Here is a 22,213-nt window from a genome sequence, read left to right on the forward strand (position 1 = left end):
ATTTTTTTATTGAAATCGTACAATTTCGACAGAAAACAGGCTATACTAGGACAAAAGACAGCGAGATTGGGAGAGAAGCAATGGAGCCTTACGACATTTTTATCACCAAGTGGAAACAAATAACCGGCGTTGATTTATCTTTATACAAAGAAGCACAGATGAAAAGGCGGCTGACGTCCCTTTATGAAAAGAAGGGGTTCAGAGATTTTCAGGAATTTGCCGCCGCTTTGGAAAAGGACAAGCTTTTATTAAACGAAACATTGGACAGAATGACGATCAATGTTTCTGAATTTTACCGAAATTATAAACGGTGGGAAGTTCTTGAAACCTCAATTCTCCCATTAATAAAGCATAACAAACCGTTAAAAATATGGAGTGCGGCCTGTTCAACGGGAGAGGAGCCCTATACTTTGGCGATGATTCTCAATCAGCAGACGGGACTGGCCGGATTTGATATATTGGCGACAGATATTGATGAAAAGGCGCTAAGCAAAGCCAAGCGGGGCATCTATCAGGAACGCTCGCTGCAAGAGGTGCCGGCTTCCGTGAAAAGCCGTTATTTCACTAAGCAGGCTGACAACAGTTATCAAGTAAAACAAGAGATTCAGAAAAACATCCGGTTTAAGCGGCACAACCTGCTTGCCGACAGCTATGAACAGGATTTTGATCTGATCGTCTGCCGCAACGTCTTTATTTATTTTACTGAAAAAGCAAAAGAAGAGCTGTATGTGAAAATGGCGGGCAGTCTGAAAAAGAACGGAATTCTGTTTGTCGGCAGTACAGAACAAATTTTCAGCCCGGAAAAATTCGGCCTTGAGAGCACTGATACATTTTTTTATCAAAAAAGATAGAAGACATTTAATGAAAACTTGTGGTATAGTTTTACTTAAAAGCGTTAATGCGATGAAGGGAGAAGAAAGAAATGAGATACTTAACAGCCGGAGAATCACACGGTCCGCAGCTGACGACAATTATAGAAGGTGTGCCTGCGGGGCTTTATATAACTGAAGAAGACATTAATTTTGAGCTTGCCAGACGTCAAAAAGGGCACGGCCGCGGACGCCGCATGCAGATTGAAACGGACAGAGCGAAGATCACAAGCGGCGTGCGGCATGCCCGGACACTCGGTTCACCGATCGCGCTCGTTGTAGAAAATAAAGACTGGACCCACTGGACAAAAATTATGGGCGCCGCACCGATTACAGAAGAAGAAGAAAGTGAAATGAAACGCCAGATTTCAAGACCGAGACCGGGACACGCAGATTTGAACGGTGCTATTAAGTATAATCACCGTGATATGAGAAATGTGTTAGAACGATCTTCCGCGCGTGAGACAACGGTTCGCGTGGCTGCCGGAGCCGTCGCTAAAAAGATTTTAGCTGAGCTTGGCATTAAAGTCGCCGGACATGTCCTGCAAATCGGCAGTGTAAAAGCAGAGAAAACCGATTACACATCCATTGAGGATCTCAAACGGGTAACGGAAGAATCACCGGTCAGATGCTACGATGAAGAAGCAGGCCGTCAAATGATGGCAGCCATTGATGAAGCGAAGGCAAACGGCGACTCGATCGGCGGAATCGTTGAAGTGATCGTCGAAGGTATGCCGGTCGGTGTCGGAAGCTATGTCCACTATGACCGTAAGCTGGACAGCAAGCTCGCTGCTGCCGTTCTGTCGATTAACGCGTTTAAAGGCGTAGAGTTCGGCATCGGTTTTGAAGCGGCCGGCAAAAACGGCAGTGAAGTTCATGATGAAATCGTATGGGATGAAGAGAAAGGCTATACACGCGCCACAAACAGGCTCGGAGGATTAGAAGGCGGTATGACGACGGGAATGCCGATTGTCGTCCGCGGCGTTATGAAACCGATCCCTACTTTGTACAAGCCGCTGAAAAGCGTCGACATTGAAACGAAAGAACCGTTTACAGCGAGCATTGAACGTTCAGACAGCTGCGCGGTTCCGGCAGCAAGTGTAGTGGCTGAAGCAGCAGTGGCCTGGGAAATCGCAAATGCCGTCGTAGAACAATTCGGGCTTGACCAGATCGACCGAATTAAAGAAAATGTTGAAAACATGAAAAAATTATCGAGGGAATTCTGATGAAAGAGCTTGAGGTTCGGACAGCTTCCTCCGCATATCCCGTGTATATCGGTGAAGGTATAAGGAAACAGGCCGCTGCCCTTTTGTCTTCACTGAACAGGCCGCTGACAAAGATCCTTCTCATCATCGATGCTGAAGTTGACCGGCTTTACGGTGATGAGATGTTCCGGCTTTTAAACGAAACATGGCCCGTGAAAAAAGTGATCGTTCCAAGCGGAGAAGAAGCGAAATCTCTAAAAGAGTATGAACGGATTCAAACGAAAGCGATCGCTTTCCATATGGACCGCTCCTCATGTATGATCGCCTTCGGAGGCGGCGTGACGGGTGATTTGGCCGGCTTTTGCGCAGCAACTTTTATGCGCGGAATTGATTTCATTCAAATGCCGACAACACTGCTTGCCCATGACAGCGCGGTCGGCGGCAAGGTGGCCGTCAACCATAAACTCGGAAAGAACTTAATCGGTGCGTTTTATCAGCCGAAAGCGGTGATTTACGATACGGAGCTTCTGAAAACCCTGCCGGAACAAGAGCTGAGATCGGGCATGGCTGAAGTCATCAAACACGCGTTTATCGCCGATTATGCTTTTTTAGAAAAACTTCTCACGTTTGACACGTTGCAAGGACTGACAAGCGCTGAGCTGAATGAAATGATTTATAAAGGAATTTCAATCAAATCGGCCGTCGTGCGTGAGGACGAAAAGGAAGAGGGGATAAGAGCTTTTCTGAATTTCGGCCATACGCTCGGCCATGCCGTTGAGGCGGAATACGGCTACGGACGGATTACACATGGAGATGCGGTCGCCCTCGGCATGCAGTTTGCCCTTTACGTGAGTGAACAGGTTGCGGGTTGCAAGATGAACAGGAAAGAACTCACACAATGGCTGATTGGGCTCGGCTACCCGGGAAGCATCAGACAAGATATTGAAACGCCGGTTCTCTCCGCCCGGATGATGAATGATAAAAAAACGCGCGGAGGCATGACACAGTTCATCGTGTTAAAGGAATTAGGCGAAGCGCGGGACTGCATGCTTTCAAAAGATGAGCTCGAAAATTTGCTGAACAAATGGCGAATGGAGGAAACAGCATGATGATACGCGGCATTCGCGGAGCAACAACGGTGGAACAAGACACCGAACAAGAAATTTTAGAAAAAACACAGCAGCTGCTTGAAAAAATCATTGAACAAAATGGATGCAAGCCGGAAGACGTTGTACAGATCCTATTATCCGCCACGCCTGATATCCATTCCGTATTTCCGGCAAAAGCGGTCCGCCGCCTTTCCGGGTGGCAGTACGTCCCGGTGACGTGCATGCAGGAAATGGATGTCACCGGCGCTCTGCAAAAGTGTATCCGTGTCCTGATGACGGTTCAGACGGATACGCCTCAGGATGAAATCAAGCATGTCTATTTAGAAAAAGCCGTTGTGTTAAGGCCGGATTTATCATTGACAAAAAATACTGACATGTAATACGATAAACAAAGCTTAGAAATACACAAGAGTGTGTATAGAGCTGGTAAGTAAGACATTGAACAGTTGAGTTTAGAATAGGGTAGCAGAGAATGAGTTTAGCTGAGCTGAGATAAACACGTTTTTATTCTGCCCAAAAGAAGCCTTTCTTTTGGGTTTATTTCTTATACGCAAGACTCCTCTCACTCTTCATCTCATTCTCCTTACCGTAAGGAGGAGAATCATGAATTTACAATCGGATGTTTCTTTATTTTTAAAGGACAGTCTGACACACCGCACCATTCCAATCGCAGAGACTTTTACGGTCGACACGATCACACCCATTCAGATGGTTGAAAAACTGGACAGAAACATTACGTATCTTTTAGAAAGCAAGGATGAGTCGTCAAGCTGGTCGAGATACTCTTTTATCGGCCTTGATCCTTTTATCACGATTAAAGAGAGTCATAACACATTCACTGCCGCTGATCCAAATGGGCATACGCTGTTTGAAGCCGGAGAATTAAAAGCCGTGCTTGACTGGATGAATGAGAGCTTCCGCATTAAAACACCCGAGCTTGATATCCCATTTTCGGGAGGGGCGGTCGGTTATCTGAGCTATGACATGATTCCTTTGATTGAGCCTTCCGTGCCAAGCCACGCGAAAGTAACAGATTTCGAAAAATGTATGCTGTTTGTCTGCCGGAAAATCATCGCGTACGACCACGAAACGAAACAAGTGCATTTCATTCAATATGCGGCGCTTAACGGCCGGGAGACGGAGGAAGAAAAGCGGGCCGTTTTTAAAGAAAATTGCGCGGAGCTTCGTAAGCTTATCGGTATTTTGACAGAATCGAAAGATATGAAAGAGCCGTTTTTTTCTAAAGAAACGTTTGACACGCCAAGTTTTGCCGCTGTGACATCCAATTATACGAAAGAAGAGTTTATGGCCGGCGTCAATAAACTGAAAGAATATATAAAAGCGGGAGACATTTTTCAAGGGGTGCTTTCGCAAAAGTTTGACATTCCGGTATCCAAACATTCATTTGAGCTGTACAGGGTGCTCCGCATCGTCAATCCTTCACCTTATATGTACTATATCAAACTGCCTGACAGAGACATTGTCGGGAGTTCGCCTGAACGTCTGATCCGCGTGCATGACAGGCACCTGGAAATTCATCCGATTGCCGGAACGAGAAGAAGGGGCGCCGGAAAAGAAGAGGATGAACGCCTGAAAAAAGAGCTGATGAATGACGAAAAAGAAAAAGCTGAACATTACATGCTCGTCGATCTTGCGCGCAATGACATCGGCAGAGTTGCGGAGTACGGTTCCGTAGCCGTTCCGGAATTCACAAAGGTCGTTTCTTTTTCACATGTGATGCACATCATCTCTGTTGTAACCGGCCGTTTAAAACAGGGCGTCCATCCCGTTGACGCGCTGATGTCCGCATTCCCGGCAGGAACACTCACGGGCGCTCCGAAAATCCGCGCGATGCAGCTTTTAAATGAATTAGAACCGACTTCCAGAGAAACCTACGGCGGATGTATCGCTTATATCGGATTTGACGGGTCGATTGATTCGTGTATTACCATCCGCACCATGAGTGTCAAAAACGGTACGGCGTCGGTGCAGGCGGGCGCGGGAATAGTCGCCGATTCCGTCCCGGAAGCCGAATATGAAGAAAGCTGTAACAAAGCGGGGGCGCTTTTAAAAACGATTCAAATCGCAGAAGACATCTTTTCTGGCGGGGAGGAGAAGACGGATGAACAAATTTCTGCAATCGTGCGTTAATGGCCGTACGCTGAAAACTGGAGAAGCCGAAAAGCTGATGGAGATGATGATGAACGGGGACATGTCGCAGTCTGAGATCGGCGGGATTTTATCGGTATTAGCCCACCGAGGTGAAACGGCGGAGGAGCTTGCCGGATTTGTAAAAGTGATGCGGGCGCGGGCACAGACATCAGGTGGCTTGGCGGATGTCGTTGATACGTGCGGAACAGGCGGAGACGGGATTTCTACGTTTAACATATCCACGGCAGCGGCGATTACAGCTTCTGCTGCCGGAGCTAAAGTTGCCAAGCACGGAAATCGCTCCGTTTCGTCTAAAAGCGGCAGCGCGGATGTGCTGGAAAAACTGGGGGTTCCCATTCAAGCCACTCCAGAAAGCGTTAAACGCAGCATTGAAATGAAACAAATGGGGTTTTTGTTTGCGCCGCTGTTTCATTCGTCAATGAAGCACGTCGCCGCCGCAAGAAAAGAGCTTGGCTTCCGAACCGTATTTAATCTGCTGGGCCCGCTCAGCAACCCGCTGCAGGTGAAGCGGCAGGTGATCGGCGTCTATTCATTTGATAAAGCGCGCTTGATGGCAAGCGCTCTGGAACAATTTGATGTCAGACACGTCATGCTTGTGTCGGCCCGTGACGGATTAGATGAATTGTCCCTCTCAGCACCGACCGATATCATTGAACTGAAAAACGGTGAACGTCTGGAATATTCCGTTTCACCTGAACAATTCGGTTTTACAGAAGGTTCACTAAAGGATATTCAAGTGAGTTCATCGGAAGAAAGCGCGCTCCTCATTCAGAATATTTTTGCAAATAAAGCTCCGTCATCCGCTCTGCATATTACCGCCTTAAATGCGGGCGCGGCCATTTATACGGCAGGTCTTGCAAACGATCTGAAAGAAGGAACGAAAACCGCCTTAGAAGCGATTCAAAACGGAGATGCCAAAAGGCAGCTCGAACGTCTGAAACAGAAAGAGGAAGAAATGTATGCTTGATCAAATCATTCAGCAGAAAAAAGAAGAAATCAAATCCATCGTGCTGCCGGAAACCTGTCAAATTGAACGGAGATCCTTTAAAAAAGCGCTCCTGGACCCGAACCGTTTTATCGGGCTGATTGCCGAAGTGAAAAAAGCTTCGCCGTCTAAAGGATTGATTAAAGAGCATTTTGTTCCGGAAACGATTGCGGCGGATTATGAAGCGGCTAAAGCCGACGCCCTTTCAGTTCTCACGGATACCCGTTTTTTTCAGGGGAGAAATCAATTTCTGACAGATGTTAAACAAACCGTGTCTCTTCCCGTGCTGAGAAAAGATTTTATTATTGATTCCCTTCAGGTGGAGGAATCGTTCAGGATCGGCGCCGATGCCATTTTGCTGATCGGGGAAGCGCTGGAACCTTCAGAGCTTCATGAGCTTTATCTGGAAGCCAGCGAGAAGGGCATGGACGTTCTCGTTGAAGTCCATGATGAAACTGTGCTTGAACGGATTTTACAAGTGTTTCAGCCGGACATTCTCGGCATAAACAACCGGGACTTAAAAACGTTCCGTACTTCTGTTTCGCAAACGGAAAAAATAGCGCAGCTTGTGCCGGACGGCTGCCTGCTGGTCAGCGAAAGCGGCATCGGTTCTTTGGCTGACCTGCAATTCGTCAACAAGCACGGGGCGCAGGCTGTATTGGTCGGAGAATCCTTAATGAGAGAGGATTCGCAGCAAAAGGCGATCCGCGGACTGTTCGGGGAGTGATGATATGAAAAAGCCTGAGGTAAAGTACTGCGGGATACGATCGAAGCGTGATTACGAACTTGCGGCAGCTTCAGGAGCGGATTATCTGGGATTTATTTTTGCCGCAAGCAAACGGAGAGTAACGCCGGATGAGGTCCGGAAATGGAAAGAGCAGGTCCGGACAGACAAGAAACATGCCGGAGTATTTGTAAATGAAACGATAGAAAACATCGCGCAAATCGCCTCTGATCTGGCACTTGACGCCATCCAGCTTCACGGTGATGAATCGCCTGAGGATGCCCTCCGTCTCCGTCCGCTTGTGCGCTCGGAGATATGGAAAGCGCTCCATCACGGGGAAGGGACGCTTCGTCAGATGGCTCAATTTGCACCTGCTGTCGACGGATATGTCATTGATTCTTCAGTAAAAGGAATGAGAGGCGGCACGGGAATCGCGTTTTCATGGGCTCGTGTCCCCTTGTACCGAAAGCAGGCTCAAAATGCAAACAAGCGCTGTTTTATCGCGGGCGGCGTTAATCCTGAAACGATTACCGGCTTACTGAGATCGCGTCCGTGCGGTATAGATCTTGCCAGCGGAATTGAAAAAAACGGACAAAAGGATCAAACACTGATCCGGCTTTTAGAAGAAAGGATGAACCACTATGTATCCATATCCAAATGAAATCGGAAGATACGGCGAATTCGGCGGCAAATTTGTCCCTGAAACATTGATGCGGCCCCTTGAGGAAATCGAAACGGCTTTCAAAGAATTAAAGAATGATCCCGTTTTTCATGCCGAATATAAAAAACTATTGTTTGATTACTCCGGAAGACCGACCGCATTAACGTTCGCAGACAGGGTGTCAGAGTATTTGGGAGGGGCGAAAATCTATCTGAAAAGAGAAGATTTAAACCATACCGGCTCTCATAAAATTAACAACGCGTTAGGCCAGATTCTGCTTGCCAAAAAGATGGGCAAAACGAAAATCATCGCCGAAACCGGTGCGGGACAGCACGGTGTGGCTGCCGCGACAGCCGCCGCAAAATTCGGTTTTACGTGTACAGTTTTTATGGGTGAAGAAGACGTTGCACGCCAGTCGCTGAACGTATTCCGGATGAAACTGCTCGGCGCGGAAGTGGTGCCGGTCACAAGCGGCAACGGCACGCTGAAAGATGCGACGAATGAGGCGATCAGGTACTGGGTCCAGCATTGTGAAGATCATTTCTACCTTATCGGTTCTGTAGTGGGGCCGCACCCGTATCCGTATATCGTTCGCGAATTTCAGAAAATCATCGGCGAGGAAGCGAAAGAACAGCTCCGCCGGGTTGAAGGAACGCTCCCGGACAAGGTTGTTGCATGTGTCGGCGGCGGAAGCAATGCGATGGGCATATTTCAGGCCTTTTTAGACGAAGATATTGAGCTGATCGGCGCCGAGGCGGCGGGAAAAGGAATTGATACGCCGCTGCATGCGGCAACGATCGCAAAAGGGACGCTCGGGGTGATTCACGGTTCAATGACCTATTTAATACAAGATGAATACGGGCAGATTATCGAACCGTATTCCATTTCAGCCGGCCTTGATTACCCGGGGATCGGCCCTGAGCACGCCTATCTGCATAAAAGCGGCCGTGTAACGTACGAAAGCGTGACAGACGATGAAGCGATTGCCGCGTTGCGTCTGCTTTCTGAAACAGAAGGTATTCTTCCGGCTATTGAATCTGCCCACGCCCTGGCAAAAGCGTTTGAAATGGCAAAAGACATGGATAAAGACAAAATCATTCTCGTCAGTTTATCGGGAAGAGGAGATAAAGACGTTCATACGCTGATGAATGTTTTGGAAAACGGGGTGGAGACACATGTTTAATCTGCGAGATTCTGAAAAATTATTTATCCCTTTTATTACGGCTGGCGATCCGCTTCCTGACATTTCTGTTGAGCTGGCAATATCATTGCAGAATGCAGGCGCTTCTGCCCTTGAAATCGGCGTTCCTTACACAGATCCGCTTGCGGACGGACCCGTCATACAACGGGCTTCAAAACGGGCTCTGGAAAACGGAATGAATATCGTAAAAGCAATTGAACTTGGCGGCAAAATGAAAAAAAACGGCGTTCATATTCCAATTATCCTCTTTACGTATTATAATCCTGTGTTACAATTAGAAAAAGAATACTTTTTCGCTTTACTGCGGGAAAACGACATAGACGGTCTGCTTGTACCCGACCTTCCATTAGAGGAAAGCGCCCTTTTACAAATGACATGCAAAAAGGAGAACATCGCTTATATCTCTCTGGTTGCGCCGACAAGTGAAGACCGGTTGAAAATAATTACTGAACAGGCCTGCGGCTTTGTGTATTGTGTATCCTCTTTAGGAGTGACGGGCGTACGCAGCGAATTCGACCCGTCTGTATACTCTTTCATACGTAAGGTGAAAGAATTCAGCTCTGTTCCGGTGGCTGTCGGTTTTGGCATTTCAAACCGCAAACAGGTTGACGGGATGAATGAAATATCTGACGGTGTCGTTGTCGGCAGCGCGCTTGTCAAAAAAGTTGAAGAGCTTAAAACAAAGCTTGTGAATCCCGGAACAAGAGCTGATGCGCTTCTTGAATTTGAAGAATACGCAAAGACGTTCGGACGACTGTACAGTGTAAAATGAGGTGACTGGATTTGCAGATTAAAGAACAGCTGCGGCAGCTGAAACCGTATCAGCCGGGCAAACCAATAGAAGAAGTGAAAATGGAATACGGGCTTGAGAAAGTAGTAAAACTCGCTTCTAACGAAAATCCGTTCGGCTGTTCACAGGCCGCTAAAGATGCGCTGCATCAGGAGATTGAGCAGCTTGCGCTGTATCCCGACGGTTACAGTGCCGCTTTGAGAACACGGCTCAGTGAGCATCTGCAGGTCAGTGAATCTTCGATCATTTTTGGCAACGGCTCTGATGAGCTTGTGCAGATTATCTGCCGTTCTTTATTAAATGATCAGGCAAACACGATTACCGCCGCCCCGACTTTCCCGCAATACAGACACAATGCGGTGATTGAAGGCGCTGAGGTGCGCGAGGTTCCGCTCCGCAGTGACGGCGCTCATGATTTGGACCGGATGCTGGAAGCAATTGACGGCGAGACGAAAATCATATGGGTATGCAACCCCAATAATCCGACGGGGACATATACTTCTGAGCAAGAGCTAATTGCCTTTTTAAACAGAGTTCCCGAGCATATACTCGTTGTACTTGATGAAGCGTACTACGAGTATGTTACGGCGGAAGATTACCCAGAAAGCATTCCGCTTTTAAAGCAATATCCGAATGTTATGATCCTCCGCACCTTCTCTAAAGCGTACGGACTTGCCGCGCTGCGCGTCGGATACGGCATTGCGGACGAAGCACTGATCCGCCAGATTGAACCGGCGAGAGAGCCGTTCAATACGAGCAGAATCGGTCAGGCTTCGGCACTGGCAGCGCTTGATGACCAGACATTTATTCAGGAATGCGTCGAGAAAAATAAAGCAGGCCTTAAGCAGTATTATGATTTTGCAGAAACTCACGGATTAACTTGTTATCCTTCACAAACCAACTTTGTGCTCATTGATTTTAACCGCCCGGCGGATGAACTGTTCCAAGCCCTGTTGGAAAAAGGATATATCGTCCGCTCAGGACAGGCGCTCGGATTTCCGACAGCGTTAAGGATTACGGTCGGTACGAAAGAGCAGAATGAGGAAATTCTCACAATTTTAGCTGAAATATTATAAGAGGTGATCAGGCATCACCTCTTTGCTCTATTAAAATAGTTGAAAAAGGAAATGAGTGAAATGAAGGATACTATATTGCTTGCGGGGATCGGGCTGATCGGCGGATCGATCGCATTGGCCATCAAAAAGGAGCATCCGCATAAACGGATTATCGGTGTGGATATTTCGGAAGAACAGCTCACTGCCGCGCTGAAGCTCGGAATTATTGACGAGCGGGCCGGCTCATTTACGGAAGGGGCGCAGCAAGCGTCTGTTGTCATTATCGCCACGCCTGTCGCCCAAACGCTGAAAATGCTCGATGTGCTGGCCGCATCAGACATCACCCATGAACTCCTGATTACGGATGTGGGCAGCACGAAACAGAAAGTCGTCAGCTACGCCGACAAAGTGCTTCCGGCTCACTATCAATTTGTCGGCGGCCATCCGATGGCGGGATCTCATAAATCCGGGGCCGCTGCCGCGAAAGAATTTTTATTCGAAAATGCGTTTTATATTTTAACACCCGGAAAATCAACTTCTAAAGAGTCAGTAACGCATCTGAAGGAACTCTTGAAAGCGGCAAACGCCCACTTTGTGGAGATGACCCCCGAGGAGCATGACGGCGTAACGAGCGTCATCAGCCATTTCCCTCATATCGTTGCTGCAAGCCTCGTACATCAGGCTCATCATGCTGAAGAAGATTATCCGTTTTTGAAACGTTTCGCAGCCGGCGGTTTTCGGGACATCACCAGGATCGCCTCAAGCAGCCCGGCGATGTGGAGGGACATACTTCTTCATAACAAAGATAAACTGCTTGACCGCTTCAAAGAATGGAAACGGGAGATTGACACGATCGAATCTTATGTAGAAAATGAAGATGCGGACAGCCTGTTCGGATATTTTAAAAAAGCGAAAGATTATCGCGACGGTCTGCCGCTCCGTCAAAAAGGAGCGATCCCGTCCTTTTATGACCTTTATGTCGATGTTCCCGATCATCCGGGGGTCATTTCGGAAATTACGGCGATATTGGCAGAAGAAAAAATCAGTATCACCAACATCCGCATTATCGAAACAAGAGAAGATATTAACGGAATTCTCAGAATCAGTTTCCAGACTGATGATGACCGGAAGCGTGCGGAAACCTGCATTCAATCCCGCGCCAAATATGACACATTTTACGCTGACTGAGGTGGAAAACATTGAAAAGAGAAAAAGTGACGTCTTTAAACGGTGAAATTCATATTCCGGGGGATAAATCCATCTCCCACCGTTCTGTTATGTTCGGAGCGCTTGCGGAAGGAACCACAACGGTAAAAAACTTTTTGCCCGGAGCCGATTGTCTGAGCACCATTGCCTGCTTCAGAAAAATGGGTGTCTCCATTGAACAAAACGGAAGTGATGTAACGATATACGGGAAGGGCATTGACGCACTTTGTGAGCCTGACAGCCTTCTTGATGTCGGAAATTCCGGCACGACTATCCGCCTGATGCTCGGCATTTTAGCCGGACGCCCATTTCACAGTACGGTAGCGGGCGACGAAAGTATTGCAAAGCGCCCGATGAAGAGGGTGACGGAGCCTTTAAAACAGATGGGAGCCGCGATTGACGGAAGAGCGGACGGAGGATTTACGCCTTTATCCGTAAGAGGCGGACAATTGAAAGGCATTGATTACGTCTCCCCTGTTGCAAGCGCGCAGATCAAATCCGCCGTGCTGCTTGCCGGATTGCAGGCTGAAGGGACGACGACCGTCACTGAGCCTCATAAATCAAGAGACCATACGGAACGGATGCTGAACGCTTTTGGCGCCGAGCTTGCGGAAACGGAGACGAGCGCTTCCGTAACGGGCGGTCAGAAGCTTCAGGGGGCTGATATTTTCGTGCCCGGCGATATTTCTTCAGCGGCCTTTTTCCTCGCGGCAGGCGCTGTCGTTCCCGGAAGCCGGATTGTGCTGAAAAACGTCGGCCTGAACCCGACACGCACGGGAATGATTGATGTCTTAAAGCAAATGGGAGCTTCACTTGAAGTGATTCCTTCAGAAGCGGACAGCGCAGAGCCTTACGGAGACCTGGTTATTGAAACCTCAGCTCTGAAAGCGGCAGAAATCGGCGGAGAAATCATTCCCCGTTTAATTGACGAGATCCCGATTATCGCCCTTTTGGCAACGCAGGCTGAAGGCACAACTGTCATTAAAGACGCTGCGGAGCTGAAGGTGAAGGAAACGAACCGGATCGACACCGTCGTATCAGAGCTCCGGAAAATCGGCGCAGACATTGAACCGACTGAAGACGGCATGAAAATACACGGCAAAAAAACGCTTGCGGGCGGAGCCGATGTGTCAAGCCACGGTGACCACCGCATCGGCATGATGCTCGGTGTCGCTTCATGCCTGACAGAAGAGCCGATTGACATCTGTGATACTGAGGCAATCCATGTCTCATATCCGACATTTTTTGAGCATTTAGATCAATTAGCCAAAAAAGCCTGAAGACGATTCTTCGGGCTTTTTTCTTCATGTGTCATAAAACTTTGGGCTTTGACATAGCTTGTCTTAAACAGAAAATAACAGAAAGGGGGAATGCGTTTTCGTTACAGAGACAGCCGGAACAAATTGCGCTGTTTGCGTATAAAGATGCCGTCCCCTTTTTTGCCGTTTTCCTCTTAATCATTTTCTGATAAACTATAATGCCGGGTAAAGCATCTTATTTGCGGGCAGGCCCTGTCTGAATTATGATAAGAATAACCCGAATAAAAACCCTTTTCATTGGTTGATGAGGTATAGGAAAAGAAAGGACCGGTCTGATTTGAATACATTGATCCAAGAAGCCATAAAATTAGTTGAAGCAGGTGAAACCGAAAAGGGACTCGAAGCGCTTTCAAAAGCTGAAACGCAGCTTCATGACGAAGACAAAGCCATTGCAGCCCAGCTCTACTATGAATGGGGAAACGCCGAAAAAGCGTTAGCGCTGATCAGTGATCTGCATGACCTTTATCCGGATGAGTCTGAGCTGACGAATTTTTACGCCGAATTGTTAATAGATATTGATGAAGAAGAAAAAGCTCTTGAGGTGCTGGAGACAATTTCTCCGGAAGACCCGTCTTACGCGGAAAGCCTTCTTTTAATGGCTGATCTGTATCAGATGCAGGGCTTATTTGAAGTAAGTGAGCAAAAGCTGTTACAGGCGAAAGCGATGTTACAAGATGAACCTGTTATTGATTTCGCTCTGGGGGAATTATACTTTACTCAGGGATCATACGCAAAAGCCGTTCCTTACTATGAAGAGACGGCAAAAGAACGGCACGAAATCGGCGGCGTAAATGTTCATCAGAGGCTGGCTGAGTCATTGAGCGCGGCGGGTGAATTTGAGGAAGCGATTTCATGGTATGAAAAAGCGGCGGCAGAACATACAGAACCGAATACGATTTTCGGGTACGGGTTCACAGCCTATCAGGCGGGAATGGTCAAAACAGCCATCAAGCAGCTGTCTGATTTAAAAGGGCTTGATCCTTCCTATTCATCGCTTTATATGCCGCTTGCAAAAAGCTACGAGGCAGAAGGCATGTATGAAGATGCATTAAAAACCGCTAAAGAAGGTATTACTTACGATGAATACAATAAAGAGCTTTTTCTCTATGCGGCGAAAATGGCGTTAAAGCTCGGCAACGCAGAAGAAGGCAAAAAGCTTCTTCAGGAAGCGCTGGCGCTCGATCCGGGTTACGTGGAAGCGCTCCATACGCTTTTAGCCGTCTATCATAAAGAAGAAAGCTTTGAAGAGATTATTGATCTGATTCAGGAAGTCCGCGGCTACGGAGAAGAAGATCCGAAATACAATTGGTATTTGGCGGGTGCTTATACAGGCCTTGAGCAATACGCTGAAGCGAAAAAAAGCTTCGAAGCTGCGTATCTCCATTATCAGGATGATCGGGATTTCTTATATGAATACGCTCACTTCTTATTGGAAGAGGGTCTCCAGAAAGAAGCGCTGCCGCTTTTAAAACAAGTGCTTTCAATGGATGGAACAAACGAAGAGCTTGAAGAAACAATCTTACGGATAGAGGATGAATTTTTAAGATAAGCAGGATTTTGAACCATGCTTGCTGAATGTATAAGTGATGTCAGATTATACGATCGATAGAGGAGGGAATTACATGCAGACCCCTGTTTCTGTCAATGAAAAAAAGGATTTTATCCGTTGGTTTTTAAATCATTATCAGCTTAAACGCCGGGAGTGCGTCTGGATTTTAAATTATTTAATGAGTCATGATTCATTAATGGAAAAAGTCCATTTTGTAGAACAAGCTGAATTTTGCCCGCGAGGCATTATCATGTCTACTCATTGCGTTGATGAGGTGCCGTTTAGGTTTTACAAAGAAAATGTCATGACTACGGACGCGGAAAAATCTTTTCACGACATCCGGTTAAATAAACAGCAGGATTTATTTATCCAGCTGAATTTCCGTTCGGCCTACAGCTCACCGGAATATGCCGCTGTTCTTGAATCAAATCCGCATCTGCCGAAAGACCTGTTTGAAAATAAACAGGATCAGGGGATGGCCGAAAAAATATTAGAACACGCCATTTCCACTTTCCAGCGGGAAAAGCTGCTTAAAGATATCGACGAGGCGCTGGACCGCCACGACAAAGAAACATTTGAAAAGCTTTCCCGCCAATTGAATCAGCTCACATAAATGACAGCCTTGCAGAATATGCAAGGCTTGTTGCGTAAAGAGGAGGAACGAGACATGAGATGGAGGGCCGCTGATGCCGATGCCTATTTACAATCTGCGGATTACATTGATACCGCTGTCATTCCGTTAATTTCCATAACATCTTCAGGAGGCTTAAAAGAGGCCGTTGAACAGGGGGAAAGCACCCAATTGCTTTCTGAAGAGCTTGAGCGCCAATTGAAGGGACGGGTATATTTATTCCCCTCTTATACATATGTTGATATAGACCAATCACAAATCGCTCTGCTTCAAAAACTCAAAGAAGAGGTGATGACCAACTTTCGGCACGCCTTGTTCCTGACGGCAGACGAAAAATGGAAGGATTCTGAAATAGGGTCTGATGTCATATACATACCTGCCGTTCCGTTTGAACATATGAAAGACTCTTTAAAGAGAAAAATAGCGGATGACAAGTGCGGAGAAATTTTGAACGTTTTGTTACAGAAGTGGAACAATTCTTAAAAACACCAGGCATCCCGCAAAACACCCGTTTTGCCTCTGTTGACCTTGCTGAAAGATTCATATATTATGAGGGTGTCAAATCTCAGAATTATTTTCTATTTTAGTTAATTTTTGGTCAATCTTTAGGGGGGGGAAGAGATGGGCGGAAAACAAGATATATCAAGAAGACAATTTTTAAACTATGCGCTCACCGGCGTGGGGGGTTTTATGGCCGCCAGTGCGCTTATGCCTATGGTCCGTTTTGCGCTGGACCCGGTATTAAAACCGACAGGAGATCAAAAAATGGTGCAGGTTGTCAGTGTGGATGAGCTGACGAAGGAGCCGAAGCGGTTTGACTTTAAAATTCATCAAGTCGACGCCTGGTACGAATCGGAAGAATCCAGGTCAGCCTGGGTTTACAAGCATGGGGATGAAATTATAGCGCTTTCTCCGATCTGTAAGCATTTGGGCTGCACCGTAAACTGGAACAATGATCCTAAAAATCCGAACAAGTTCTTTTGTCCCTGCCATTACGGGCTGTATGAAAAAGACGGCACGAACGTTCCGGGCACGCCGCCGCTCGCGCCTCTTGACCGTTATGAGCAAAAAGTAAAGGATGGCTTTTTGTATCTTGGAAAAGCAAAGCCTAGGGGGGAAGGGTGACATGCTGAACAAAATTTATGACTGGGTGGATGAACGTCTCGATATTACGCCGATGTGGCGGGATATCGCCGACCATGAAGTGCCGGAACATGTAAATCCCGCTCACCATTTCTCGGCTTTTGTCTATTGTTTCGGCGGTTTGACGTTTTTTGTAACCGTTATCCAAGTGTTGTCCGGGATGTTTTTAACGATGTATTATGTGCCGGATATAAAAAACGCGTGGGAATCTGTGTATTATTTGCAGAATGAAGTCGCTTTCGGGCAGATTGTAAGGGGTATGCACCATTGGGGTGCAAGTTTAGTCATTGTGATGATGTTTTTACATACGCTGCGGGTTTTCTTTCAGGGAGCTTATAAAAAGCCTCGGGAATTGAACTGGATCGTCGGTGTTCTGATCTTTTTTGTGATGCTCGGTCTCGGTTTTACAGGGTATCTGCTCCCATGGGATATGAAGGCGCTGTTTGCGACAAAGGTAGGTCTTCAGATTGCGGAGGCGACGCCATTGATCGGAGCGCAGGTGAAAACTCTTCTTGCCGGCCACCACGATATTGTCGGCGCCCAAACGCTGACGAGATTTTTTGCGATTCACGTATTTTTTCTCCCTGCCGCTTTGTTTGCACTCATGGGCGCCCACTTTGTCATGATCCGCAAGCAGGGAATTTCAGGACCGCTTTAATACAAATCTGATATAAAAGGGAGGGGATGACATGCACCGGGGGAAAGGAATGAAGTTTGTAGGAGATTCAAGGATACCGGCTGAAAAAAAACCGAATATACCGAAAGACTATTCAGAGTATCCTGGAAAGACAGAGGCGTTTTGGCCGAACTTCCTGCTGAAAGAATGGATGGTCGGGGCCGTTTTCCTCGTCGGATTTCTCGTTTTAACGATTGTGCACGAGCCGCCTTTGGAACGGGTGGCGGACCCGACGGATACAGGGTATATTCCGCTGCCGGATTGGTATTTTCTATTTTTATACCAGCTATTAAAATATGAATATGCCGCAGGGAGCTACACCGTTATCGGCGCGATGATTATACCGGGTCTTGCCTTCGGGTCGCTGCTTTTGGCTCCGTTTCTCGACAGGGGGTCTGAAAGAAGGCCGTGGAAGCGTCCGGTTGCGGTCGGCATGATGCTTTTGGCGCTTTGCGCTACGGTCTTTTTAACGTGGCAGTCAGTCGCGACGCATGACTGGGCGAAGGCGGAGGAGCAAGGGAAAATCAAAAAAGAAGCCGCCATTGATACTGAATCAGACGGTTATAAGGTATTTAAAGAACAAGGCTGTATTTCCTGTCACGGGGATAATCTTCAAGGCGGAAGCGCCGGTCCGTCCCTGGTCGATAACGGGCTGAGCCCGGAAGAAATTAAAAAAATCGCCGTTAAAGGGAAAGGGCAGATGCCAGCCGGTATTTTTAAAGGGAATGACAAACAGCTTGATCAGCTGGCGAAGTTCATTTCTGAAACGACAGCGAAATAACGATTGTGAAGTAGACAATAGCAGGATATACTTTTATGAAAAGAGCTGACCGGATGTCAGCTTTTTTTGCATGATACATACTTTTTACGGACTGAGAGTTGATGGTATGAGGTGGATTTCTTATCTTTTAGGGTTGCGCGGCATGCTTCTGCTTGTTCTTGCCGTTAATTTTATCGGTACGGTGTACGGCTATTATTGGTATGTGCCTCAGCTTGCGGACACGCCGTTCCGATTTCTGATATTTGTGCCTGACAGCCCGACGGCGACGTTTTTCTTCCTGTTCGTGCTTCTGGCATTTCTCATGGGAAGAAACGCGCCGCTGTTTGAAGCGCTGGCTCTTGTAACCCTTGTAAAATACGGGCTGTGGGCGGTCGGAATGAATGTCTTTGTGCTGGTCAAAATGGGGCAGATGCCTTTGGAAGGGTACATGCTGATTGCTTCACATTTTGCCATGGCCGTTCAAGGCGTTTTATACAGCCCGTATTTTCGGTTCCGGTTATGGCATCTTGCCGTTGCCGCTGTTTGGACGCTTCATAATGATGTCATTGATTATCTTTTCGGCATGATGCCCCGCTACTCAATGCTCAATGACTATATGCAAGAGATCGGCTATGCTACATTCTGGCTGAGCATATTTTCACTCGGCCTTGCATACTATTTGGTGATTTCTAAAAGACGGATAAAGCTTGACTTACACTGATAGAATCTTGGTCTAACCTTGTCCCGCTCCTCATATTCTGTAAAGAGAAGGAGTGGGAGGGACCTCTATGAAACGAAAGCTGACGATCTGTCTTTTACTTGCTCTTATGTGTTTCATCACAACTGCCAAAGCTGAAGATGAGGGCGGTCTCAAGGAACTGAACGACCTTTCGGATACCGTTTTCCAAATGACGCGGCATTCGCAGTATGATGAGGCTCTGCAAGTGCTTGGCTACTTTAAGAAAAAAATGACACACGTAAACTCACTGAGCGGCGCCGAAGTCAGGCAGGTGACTCTGGGTTTCAATGATTTAGTGCGCGTTCTGAAACAGGCAGACGCCTCAGATACCGAAAAAATCCGGGCAGCCGCCCAGTTCAGGTTGGTAATGGATGCGATGGAAGACCACTCCGATCCGCTGTGGGGTTCGCTTGAAAGACCGATTATGGCGACATTCAGCGCCTTAAAAGAAGATGTCAGCGGAAACGGAAGTGAAAATTTCAATGAAAAGTGGAATGAATTTATATCATTATATGATTTAATTTATCCCAGCCTGACAATGGATGTGTCGGCCGGCCAGCTTGATACGGTGGCGAAACATATCGAGGTGATTGAGCAGGACGGGTTTCAGCAGATGACAAAAGGAACAAAGCTTGAGCGTCTGACGCTCCTGCAACAGGATTTAAAGCGGGTTTTTGACAAGGTGGAGCGGGATGACGCTGACCCTTCGCTGCTCTGGGTCATTCTGACAACAGGCGGTATCATTATTACTGCGCTGACATATGTCGGCTACCGAAAATACAGAGCGGAAAAAAAGAAAGAGAAAAAGCGTGAGTATCCTAAGTCTAAATAAACACAAATTGCTGTAAAGGAGCTAAGCCAGTGAAAAAACTCATCCAGCAATTGGCTTCAAAACACCTCCCGCAGCCAATCAGAGGCAGAAAAGGGGCGACAGACGAAGGACCGCGAAACCTCGCGCGTGACTTCCAGAATCCTGACATGCTCGTTCCCCCCTCAACGGATGCAGGAACGGTTCAAAACTTGAAATTCTCATTTTCTGATACGCATATGAGGCTTGAAGACGGCGGATGGTCCAGAGAGGTGACGGTCAGGGAACTGCCGGTATCCAAAAACATCGCGGCGGTGAACATGAGACTGAAGCCGGGAGCTGTGCGGGAGCTTCATTGGCATAAAGAAGCCGAATGGGGATATGTGATTAACGGAGGAGTCCGTTTAACTGCGGTCGATCAAAATGGAAGGAATTTTATTGACAACGTAAGTGAAGGGGATCTGTGGTATTTTCCTTCCGGCATTCCTCATTCCATTCAAGGATTAGAGCAGGGCAGTGAGTTTTTGCTCGTCTTTGATGACGGCTCTTTTTCAGAAAACAGCACCTTTTCAGTAACGGACTGGTTTGCCCATACCCCGCGCAGCGTGCTGGAGGCGAACTTCGGTGTTCCCGGATATGACTTGGCCTACATTCACAAGAAAGAGCGTTACATGTTCCAGCTGGAACCGCCTCCCCCGATTGAAAAGGCAGCAGTTTCTTCCCCGGAAGGCTCCGTTTTGGAGCCGTTCAGCTACAAGCTTTCCCGGCAGGAGCCCCTTGTTACCAGCGGGGGAAGAGTAAAGATTGTCGATTCAAAAACGTTTAAGGTGTCAAAAACGATTGCCGCAGCTCTCGTGGAAGTCGAACCCGGAGGCATGAGAGAATTGCATTGGCATCCGAATACGGACGAGTGGCAGTACTATCTTTCAGGAGAAGCGAAAATGACGGTGTTTGCGGCGGAGGGAAGAGCGCGGACATTTAACTATCAAGCAGGTGACGTAGGATATGTTCCTTTTGCAATGGGACATTATGTTCAGAATACCGGTGACACCGTGCTTCGCTTTCTGGAAATTTTCAAAAGCAACCGTTTCGAAGACGTCTCCTTAAACCAATGGCTGGCACTGACGCCGCAGCGCTTCGTCGAACAGACGCTCAATGTCAGTCCGGCATTCGCCCGCCGATTGAAAAAGAAAAAATCACCGGTTGTCAAATGGAAACACAAACAGTAAAGGCGGCAAAAGCCGCCTTTTTATTATCGTCTGATCGGATTTTTATTTTCATCAAGCGTAAATCCTTCGCCGAGCACATCATGAACGTCGCTTACTGCAACAAAGGCGTGCGGGTCAACGGAAGTGATGACGCTTTTCAAAAGCACAATTTCGTTTTTCGGAACGACGCAGTAAAGAACGTCCCTGTCTTCTTTTGTATAGGATCCCTGTCCTTTTAAAACGGTGACGCCGCGCTCCATCTCTTCAATGATTTTTTGCTGGATCAAATCGTTTTTCGAAGAAATAATCGTTGCCCCTTTTGCGGCATAGCCGCCTTCCTGGATAAAATCAATCAATCTCGCAGCGACAAAAACGGCTACAAGCGTGTACATCGCTTCCTTGTAAGAAAGATACGTAAACAAAGAAAGCAGAATGACACAGGCGTCAAAGGCAAACATCGTCCGGCCCATCGGGATTCCGAAAAACTTGTTGATCAGCCTGGCGATGATATCGACCCCGCCCGTCGTGCCGCCGTATTTAAAAATAATGCCGAGACCCGCGCCGATAAATACACCGGCGAACAAGGCGGCCAGCGCTAAATCATGCGACAGCGGCATATGAATTTCGTAACGCTGAAAAACACTCAGAAAAACAGAAAGAGAGACGGTGCCGATCAGGGTATAGACAAACATCGTTCGGCCGAGCATACGCCAGCCGATGAAAAAGATAGGAATGTTCAATACCAGGTTGGAAATAGAAGGGCTGATGTGGAATAACGCATATAAAAGCAGCGTAATGCCGGTAAATCCGCCTTCCGCCAAATTGTTCTGCATATTAAAGTGAACCAGTCCGAATGAAAAAACAGCAGCGCCGATTAAAATAAAGCAAATGTTTTTGATTCTGATTTCTCCAAGCATTGCATCAAACCCCTTTTCCTTCCATAAGATTGCGTAAATATTATAGTGGATACAAAAGAAAACAGCAAACTGCCGTTTTTAACATTTGTCAAATGTACTTGAATTAGCTAACATGGAAGAGATGACAGGAGGTATTCGCACAGTGAGTGACAAAACGATGAAAGACTTACAAGCTGAGGTCGATGAATATATCGGCCAATTCAAAGAAGGCTATTTCAGCCCGCTTGCCATGATGGCCCGTCTCACGGAAGAACTGGGCGAACTTGCAAGAGAAGTCAACCATTATTATGGGGAAAAGCCGAAGAAAACGACGGAAAATGAGAAAAGCATGGAAGAGGAAATGGGCGATGTGCTGTTCGTCCTGATCTGCCTCGCCAACTCCCTTGATATTTCATTGGAGGAAGCTCATAACCGCGTCATGCATAAATTTAATACACGTGATAAAGACCGCTGGACTAGAAAAGAAGAAGGAAAGTAGGAGAAACC

Annotated in this window: 24 protein-coding genes; 23 read left to right on the forward strand and 1 reads right to left on the reverse strand. The window is 47.2% G+C overall.

Annotated elements, in window-relative coordinates:
• Positions 1–80: 80 nt before the first annotated feature.
• The 22 genes from D5S11_RS12275 to D5S11_RS12380 all read left to right on the forward strand — a co-directional run bounded on the left by D5S11_RS12275 (position 81) and on the right by D5S11_RS12380 (position 20,831).
• Positions 81–851 carry a protein-glutamate O-methyltransferase gene (locus D5S11_RS12275; RefSeq protein WP_032866312.1) on the forward strand — a complete coding sequence of 257 codons (771 nt, stop codon included), beginning with the start codon at positions 81–83 and terminating at the stop codon, positions 849–851.
• 71 nt (positions 852–922) lie between these two features.
• The gene (gene aroC / locus D5S11_RS12280) at positions 923–2,095 is read left to right on the forward strand and encodes a chorismate synthase (protein WP_003153459.1); all 1,173 of its coding nucleotides are present in this window, start codon (positions 923–925) and stop codon (positions 2,093–2,095) included.
• On the forward strand, positions 2,095–3,183 hold the full coding sequence (gene aroB, locus D5S11_RS12285) for a 3-dehydroquinate synthase (RefSeq protein ID WP_108724846.1): 1,089 nt from the start codon (positions 2,095–2,097) through the stop codon (positions 3,181–3,183). Before aroC ends, aroB begins: the two co-directional genes overlap by 1 nt.
• A complete protein-coding gene (gene aroH, locus D5S11_RS12290) occupies positions 3,180–3,563 on the forward strand; it encodes a chorismate mutase (RefSeq protein WP_003153463.1) in 384 nt (127 codons plus the stop codon). Before aroB ends, aroH begins: the two co-directional genes overlap by 4 nt.
• 223 nt (positions 3,564–3,786) lie before the next feature.
• On the forward strand, positions 3,787–5,334 hold the full coding sequence (gene trpE, locus D5S11_RS12295) for an anthranilate synthase component I (protein ID WP_025284930.1): 1,548 nt from the start codon (positions 3,787–3,789) through the stop codon (positions 5,332–5,334).
• Positions 5,306–6,322 (forward strand): anthranilate phosphoribosyltransferase, encoded by a 1,017-nt coding sequence (gene trpD, locus D5S11_RS12300; RefSeq protein WP_069007644.1) that lies wholly within the window; start codon positions 5,306–5,308, stop codon positions 6,320–6,322. Before trpE ends, trpD begins: the two co-directional genes overlap by 29 nt.
• On the forward strand, positions 6,315–7,067 hold the full coding sequence (trpC, locus tag D5S11_RS12305; protein ID WP_069007643.1) for an indole-3-glycerol phosphate synthase TrpC: 753 nt from the start codon (positions 6,315–6,317) through the stop codon (positions 7,065–7,067). The genes trpD and trpC overlap by 8 nt, the downstream gene beginning before the upstream one ends.
• Positions 7,068–7,071: 4 nt before the next feature.
• Positions 7,072–7,725, forward strand: coding sequence for a phosphoribosylanthranilate isomerase (locus D5S11_RS12310; RefSeq protein ID WP_085342150.1), 654 nt, complete (start codon positions 7,072–7,074; stop codon positions 7,723–7,725).
• Positions 7,706–8,908: a tryptophan synthase subunit beta gene (trpB, locus tag D5S11_RS12315; RefSeq protein ID WP_085342149.1), complete on the forward strand. Its 1,203-nt coding sequence runs from the start codon at positions 7,706–7,708 to the stop codon at positions 8,906–8,908. Before D5S11_RS12310 ends, trpB begins: the two co-directional genes overlap by 20 nt.
• Positions 8,901–9,698 carry a tryptophan synthase subunit alpha gene (trpA, locus tag D5S11_RS12320; RefSeq protein ID WP_007612229.1) on the forward strand — a complete coding sequence of 266 codons (798 nt, stop codon included), beginning with the start codon at positions 8,901–8,903 and terminating at the stop codon, positions 9,696–9,698. The genes trpB and trpA overlap by 8 nt, the downstream gene beginning before the upstream one ends.
• 11 nt (positions 9,699–9,709) lie before the next feature.
• Complete coding sequence (hisC, locus tag D5S11_RS12325) at positions 9,710–10,792, forward strand: histidinol-phosphate transaminase (RefSeq protein ID WP_007409465.1); 1,083 nt, start codon at positions 9,710–9,712, stop codon at positions 10,790–10,792.
• Positions 10,793–10,843: 51 nt separating this feature from the next.
• Entirely contained in the window at positions 10,844–11,959 is a 1,116-nt protein-coding gene (locus tag D5S11_RS12330; RefSeq protein ID WP_025284926.1) for a prephenate dehydrogenase, read from the forward strand.
• Between the two features lie 11 nt (positions 11,960–11,970).
• Positions 11,971–13,257, forward strand: a complete 1,287-nt coding sequence (gene aroA / locus D5S11_RS12335; protein ID WP_007409467.1) for a 3-phosphoshikimate 1-carboxyvinyltransferase — start codon at positions 11,971–11,973, stop codon at positions 13,255–13,257.
• 316 nt (positions 13,258–13,573) lie between these two features.
• Positions 13,574–14,845 carry a tetratricopeptide repeat protein gene (locus tag D5S11_RS12340; RefSeq protein WP_007409469.1) on the forward strand — a complete coding sequence of 424 codons (1,272 nt, stop codon included), beginning with the start codon at positions 13,574–13,576 and terminating at the stop codon, positions 14,843–14,845.
• Positions 14,846–14,918: 73 nt separating this feature from the next.
• On the forward strand, positions 14,919–15,458 hold the full coding sequence (locus D5S11_RS12345) for a ReoY family proteolytic degradation factor (RefSeq protein ID WP_003153482.1): 540 nt from the start codon (positions 14,919–14,921) through the stop codon (positions 15,456–15,458).
• Between the two features lie 54 nt (positions 15,459–15,512).
• Entirely contained in the window at positions 15,513–15,959 is a 447-nt protein-coding gene (locus D5S11_RS12350) for a YpiF family protein (protein WP_003153483.1), read from the forward strand.
• Positions 15,960–16,097: 138 nt separating this feature from the next.
• A complete protein-coding gene (locus tag D5S11_RS12355) occupies positions 16,098–16,601 on the forward strand; it encodes a Rieske (2Fe-2S) protein (protein ID WP_003153484.1) in 504 nt (167 codons plus the stop codon).
• 1 nt (position 16,602) lies between these two features.
• Positions 16,603–17,277 carry a menaquinol-cytochrome c reductase cytochrome b subunit gene (gene qcrB / locus D5S11_RS12360; RefSeq protein ID WP_003153485.1) on the forward strand — a complete coding sequence of 225 codons (675 nt, stop codon included), beginning with the start codon at positions 16,603–16,605 and terminating at the stop codon, positions 17,275–17,277.
• Between the two features lie 31 nt (positions 17,278–17,308).
• On the forward strand, positions 17,309–18,076 hold the full coding sequence (locus tag D5S11_RS12365) for a menaquinol-cytochrome c reductase cytochrome b/c subunit (RefSeq protein WP_007409471.1): 768 nt from the start codon (positions 17,309–17,311) through the stop codon (positions 18,074–18,076).
• 106 nt (positions 18,077–18,182) lie between these two features.
• A complete protein-coding gene (lhaT, locus tag D5S11_RS12370) occupies positions 18,183–18,776 on the forward strand; it encodes a lipoprotein heptaprenylglyceryl N-acetyltransferase LhaT (RefSeq protein WP_020954210.1) in 594 nt (197 codons plus the stop codon).
• A gap of 67 nt (positions 18,777–18,843) precedes the next feature.
• Entirely contained in the window at positions 18,844–19,626 is a 783-nt protein-coding gene (ypjB, locus tag D5S11_RS12375) for a sporulation protein YpjB (protein WP_007612217.1), read from the forward strand.
• 29 nt (positions 19,627–19,655) lie between these two features.
• The gene (locus tag D5S11_RS12380) at positions 19,656–20,831 is read left to right on the forward strand and encodes an oxalate decarboxylase family bicupin (protein ID WP_108724847.1); all 1,176 of its coding nucleotides are present in this window, start codon (positions 19,656–19,658) and stop codon (positions 20,829–20,831) included.
• 23 nt (positions 20,832–20,854) lie between these two features.
• On the opposite strand, the gene D5S11_RS12385 is transcribed toward D5S11_RS12380, so the two are convergent.
• Complete coding sequence (locus tag D5S11_RS12385; protein ID WP_003153493.1) at positions 20,855–21,727, reverse strand: YitT family protein; 873 nt, start codon at positions 21,725–21,727, stop codon at positions 20,855–20,857.
• A 142-nt stretch (positions 21,728–21,869) separates the two neighbouring features.
• On the opposite strand from D5S11_RS12385, the gene D5S11_RS12390 reads away from it, so the two are divergent.
• The gene (locus tag D5S11_RS12390) at positions 21,870–22,205 is read left to right on the forward strand and encodes a nucleotide pyrophosphohydrolase (RefSeq protein ID WP_003153495.1); all 336 of its coding nucleotides are present in this window, start codon (positions 21,870–21,872) and stop codon (positions 22,203–22,205) included.
• Positions 22,206–22,213: the final 8 nt, after the last annotated feature.

The sequence above is a fragment of the Bacillus sp. L75 genome (assembly GCF_003676355.1).
GTDB classification, from domain to species: domain Bacteria; phylum Bacillota; class Bacilli; order Bacillales; family Bacillaceae; genus Bacillus; species Bacillus velezensis.

Coding starts and splice junctions, on each gene's coding strand:
- D5S11_RS12365 (WP_007409471.1), top strand. CDS start 17,309: ATGCACCGGGGGAAAGGAATGAAGTTTGTAGGAGATTCAAGGATACCG.
- trpD (WP_069007644.1), top strand. CDS start 5,306: ATGAACAAATTTCTGCAATCGTGCGTTAATGGCCGTACGCTGAAAACT.
- D5S11_RS12355 (WP_003153484.1), top strand. CDS start 16,098: ATGGGCGGAAAACAAGATATATCAAGAAGACAATTTTTAAACTATGCG.
- trpB (WP_085342149.1), top strand. CDS start 7,706: ATGTATCCATATCCAAATGAAATCGGAAGATACGGCGAATTCGGCGGC.
- D5S11_RS12385 (WP_003153493.1), bottom strand. CDS start 21,727: ATGCTTGGAGAAATCAGAATCAAAAACATTTGCTTTATTTTAATCGGC.
- aroC (WP_003153459.1), top strand. CDS start 923: ATGAGATACTTAACAGCCGGAGAATCACACGGTCCGCAGCTGACGACA.
- qcrB (WP_003153485.1), top strand. CDS start 16,603: ATGCTGAACAAAATTTATGACTGGGTGGATGAACGTCTCGATATTACG.
- D5S11_RS12350 (WP_003153483.1), top strand. CDS start 15,513: ATGAGATGGAGGGCCGCTGATGCCGATGCCTATTTACAATCTGCGGAT.
- ypjB (WP_007612217.1), top strand. CDS start 18,844: ATGAAACGAAAGCTGACGATCTGTCTTTTACTTGCTCTTATGTGTTTC.
- trpE (WP_025284930.1), top strand. CDS start 3,787: ATGAATTTACAATCGGATGTTTCTTTATTTTTAAAGGACAGTCTGACA.
- lhaT (WP_020954210.1), top strand. CDS start 18,183: ATGAGGTGGATTTCTTATCTTTTAGGGTTGCGCGGCATGCTTCTGCTT.
- aroH (WP_003153463.1), top strand. CDS start 3,180: ATGATGATACGCGGCATTCGCGGAGCAACAACGGTGGAACAAGACACC.
- D5S11_RS12310 (WP_085342150.1), top strand. CDS start 7,072: ATGAAAAAGCCTGAGGTAAAGTACTGCGGGATACGATCGAAGCGTGAT.
- aroB (WP_108724846.1), top strand. CDS start 2,095: ATGAAAGAGCTTGAGGTTCGGACAGCTTCCTCCGCATATCCCGTGTAT.
- D5S11_RS12275 (WP_032866312.1), top strand. CDS start 81: ATGGAGCCTTACGACATTTTTATCACCAAGTGGAAACAAATAACCGGC.
- trpA (WP_007612229.1), top strand. CDS start 8,901: ATGTTTAATCTGCGAGATTCTGAAAAATTATTTATCCCTTTTATTACG.
- D5S11_RS12330 (WP_025284926.1), top strand. CDS start 10,844: ATGAGTGAAATGAAGGATACTATATTGCTTGCGGGGATCGGGCTGATC.
- D5S11_RS12345 (WP_003153482.1), top strand. CDS start 14,919: ATGCAGACCCCTGTTTCTGTCAATGAAAAAAAGGATTTTATCCGTTGG.
- trpC (WP_069007643.1), top strand. CDS start 6,315: ATGCTTGATCAAATCATTCAGCAGAAAAAAGAAGAAATCAAATCCATC.